Below are 3,691 nucleotides of genomic sequence, written 5' to 3'. Positions count from 1 at the left end.
GAGTACGGGAGGTTGTTTGCATGGCGACCTGACGACCTCTGTTCGCTGGAAGCGGGCATGCAACCCAGGGGTTGGCTGCATGGACCCGCTCGCGTCCAGCGGGAGGCCGACTGTGACGCCAGAGACACGAAACCCATCACGAGAATTCCGAGAGGCCCTCGCCTGCCCGAGCCCTCGGGGAGGGTCCCTTACAGCCGGTACGTCAGCTTCAGACCGCCAACGGCCAGGGCGCGCTCGGCGCCCAGCAGGGGGAGGCTGGCGCCGAGTTCCGCGCCGAAGTGCTCGCCCGCGCGGAAGCGCAGCCCGATGGCCGGCGCAACGTAGTCGAGCACGGCCCGGTGGCCGAAGTGGGCGTTGGCATCCAGCACGGCGGCGAAGCCGCTACAGAGGGCGTACTCGGTGCCGACGTTCAGCAGGAAGCCGGCGCGAGGCTGCGCGGCCGCGGCCCCCACACCCGCGGACACGTCCGCGCCCGCGTACCCGTGGACCTCGAAGCGCGGGACGGGCCGGTACAGCATGGCGGCGCCAACCTCTCCGCCCACGGTGCGCGTCCGAGGGCTCGCGAAGGACGTGGGGAGCTCCAGCCGCACGCTGGGGGACACCACCAGCGGCCCGCGCGCCAGCGCCACGTAGGTGGCTCCGGCGGTGAGCTGCCCCAGCGACAGCGTGGTGCCGGTGAGGGTGGCGTTCTGGACGAACTGGAAGCGCAGAGCCTCCAGGGTGGCGAACACCTCCAGGTCCGGGCGCACCGCGTAGCTGCCGGTGATGAGCCCGGCGCCGGTGACGGCACCGTAGAAGTTCGCGGTCTCGACGATGGCGCCGCCCTGCGCGCCCAGGCCCACCTCGGTACGAGGGCAGGCACGGCGGCCGGTGGCGACATCCGCGGAGAGGTAGCCGAAGGTGATGGGGCCCTCGGCGAGCGCGGGGGCGATCCACTGCTCACACGCGCCTTCCGCGCGGGCGGCGGCGGGCGGGAGCAGCAGGGCGAGGAGCGCGACGAGCAGTCGGTTCATGTTCACGGGGAGCCCTCGATTCACGGAGCGGCCACGCCGGGGGCATCGAAGCGTCCGTTGCCGTTCCGGTCGAGGAGGAAGGGGTTGGTGAAGGCCATCGGGTAACCCCCGGTGACGACCTGGGAGAAGTGGAAGACCGGGTCGGCCTCGCTGGTGGGCGCCGCGGGCGTGCGCAGGGGGCCGTACTTGGCGTCCTTGGCGATGTCGCGGGTGTCCACCACGCCGTCCTCGTTGTTGTCCCCGGTGTCGGGGATGCCGTCCGGTGCGTCCGCGCCGAGGCCCCCGAAGTCGGCGGCGGGCGGCAGGCGGCGACCGGCCTCCACCACGAGCCAGGCATCGCCGGGGCGGGTGACGAGCTCGGAGAGCACGATGCTGCCGTCGTAGCGCAGGAGGCCGTCGCTGCCGAATGGATCCGCCGGGTGGGAGAGCTCCGTGCCGGGCAGCGTCTTCACGACGGTGCCGTTGACGATGATGCGCACCTCGTCCACGGGCACCCAGGGGGCGGCGGAGACCTTGAGGCGCAGCCTCGCGTCGGGCGAGGGCACCAGGGGGGTGAGCCCGAAGCGCTGGGGACCGTTGGTGCCATCCACGGTGGCCTCGATGATGGGGCCGTTGGTGCCGAACGAGGCGCCGGCCTTCAGGGCGGCGTTGAAGCGGGCGCTGTCGAAGCCGGGGCCAGCCTGGGTGTTGGCGTAGACGATGTTGCGCGGCAGGCCCACGGTGTTGTCGGTGAGGCCGTGCGAGTCGCTGTTGGCGGTGCCCGCCACGAGGTGGCCCTGGCCGAGCGTGTAGAACCAGAAGGCACGGTAGGGCAGCAGCATGTCGTTCTGCGTGCCGTTCATGACCTCCTGGGCATGCTGACCGTTGTTGGCGAAGCCGCCCTTGGGCGTGCGCACGTACATGCCGGCGTTGGTGCCGTCGTCATGCGTGGGCAGGTTCTTGGTCGTGTCGAGCGCGAGCGCGCGCGGGAAGCCCAGGTCGCGGCCGAACTCGGTGTCGGACCAGGGGTGGTTGAGCTGCACGAGGAGCTGGTCGCGCAGGGACTCCGGGGCGCTTTCCCTCACGCGGTCGAACAGCTCACCGGGCTCGATGCGCTCGTCCGCCGGGGCGCCGTTGCGCGGCTTCGTCGGGTCATACGCGAGCGGCCAGAAGTTGTAGTGGCCGACGACGAGGGGGATGTCGTAGCCGGGCCGCTTCATCCAGAGGATGTGGCCGGTGGTCTCCAGGCCCACCACGGTGCTCATGCGCTCCTGGAGGCCGAGGGAGCGGACCACCTGGGCGTAGTCGTAGATGACGTCGTGGTCGGTGGCGACGATGACGTCCAGGTCCGTGGCGGCGAAGGACAGCACGCGGTCCAGGTCGGGCAGGGAGCTGTCGAAGCTGGCGGCGCCGTGCACGTGCAGGTCCGCGCCCACGGTGCCCGAGGGCTGGAGCGGCAGCTTGCGCAGCTTGAAGGTGTGCGTGGAGTCCTCGGCGCCGAGCGTGACGGTGTCACGGGCGAGCGTCCAGAAGGGCCCCTTGAAGGCGTAGAGGTGGAAGCGGCCCATGGGGGCATCCACGGTGGCGGGGCCATTGTGGACGAGGAAGCGGTTGCACGCGGGCGAGGGGCCCGGAGGCGGGCCGAGCCACGGCGCGCAGGTGCCGAAGCGGCCGTGCAGGGTGCCCTCGGCCTCCTTCTGGGAGGCGGCGTCCACGGGGACGAGGAAGACCTCGGCGGTGAGGTTCTGGCCGCTGTCCGCGTCCACCACGTTGACGGTGAGGCGGCTGTTGGAGGGCACGGCGAGCGTGCCCACGTCGGCGTCCGCGTTCACCTTGTCGAGCTGCCGGTCGGCCACCTTGCGGCCGAAGGCATGCAGCTCCACCACGTAGTCGTGGCCGGCGGGCACGCGGGCCTGGAAGCGGCCCTCCTGGTCGGGCGTCACCTGGCTCCACGGGGTGCGGGTCCTCGCTTCGGCGGTGAGGGTGCCCTGGCTGATGAGCACGCTCACCTCACGGCCCGCGCCCAGCGGCGTTGCCCGGCGGTTCACCGTCCCACGCAGCGTCACGTACCTCTCGCCGTGCAGCTGCTGCCGGGCCTCCAGGGCCAGGTCCGCGGCGGCGGCCACGTCCCCACGCTCGGACACGGCGAGGAAGCGCTCGAAGACGAGGTAGTCGCGCGGGCCCACCACCGTGCGCGGCAGGCCGCCGGAGGAGATCTGATCGCTCTGGAAGCCCTGGAGCATCTTCGTCTGCCCGCAGGCCACCGCGGCGTAGCTGACGCCCGGATCGGAGGCGAGCGCGGCCGCCAGGTAGGGGAACTCGCGGAAGGCGTCGCCGATGTTGGTGAGGCCGAAGGACGGGTGCTGGTAGCCCGCGCCCTCCGAGGGCGTGAAGGGCAGCGCCTCGCGGCCGCTCCAGTAGAAGCCATCCGCCAGGGCCCACAGCTGCGGGTCCACGGAAGTGTTGAGGATCTCCGTGCGCACGCGGATGCCCGGCTCGCACGGGCGCATCTCGTAGACGGTGTGCACGGGGAACTCGGGCTTGCCGTCGAGCGTGCCGCGCAGTTGCACCGCCACGCGGTTGGGGCGCTCGTCGATGAGCTGGGCCGAGGTGTAGCGCACGGCATCGGCGGGGAGGATGCCCACCACGTGCTGAATCTGGTTGAGGCCGTCGTTGTTCTTGCCACGGGCGCTGAAGTC

At 71.7% G+C, this 3,691-nt stretch carries 2 protein-coding genes; both read right to left on the bottom strand.

The features are described 5' to 3' along the window. Positions 1 to 188: 188 nt before the first annotated feature. Complete coding sequence (locus VF794_RS02505) at positions 189 to 1,019, bottom strand: hypothetical protein (protein ID WP_331107329.1); 831 nt, start codon at positions 1,017 to 1,019, stop codon at positions 189 to 191. A gap of 14 nt (positions 1,020 to 1,033) precedes the next feature. Then, a partial coding sequence (locus VF794_RS02500) for a CehA/McbA family metallohydrolase (RefSeq protein ID WP_331107327.1) occupies positions 1,034 to 3,691 on the bottom strand: 2,658 nt, incomplete at its 5' end.

Source organism: Archangium sp. (genome assembly GCF_036389735.1).
GTDB lineage: Bacteria > Myxococcota > Myxococcia > Myxococcales > Myxococcaceae > Archangium.
This window is presented reverse-complemented; position numbering and strand designations above follow the sequence as displayed.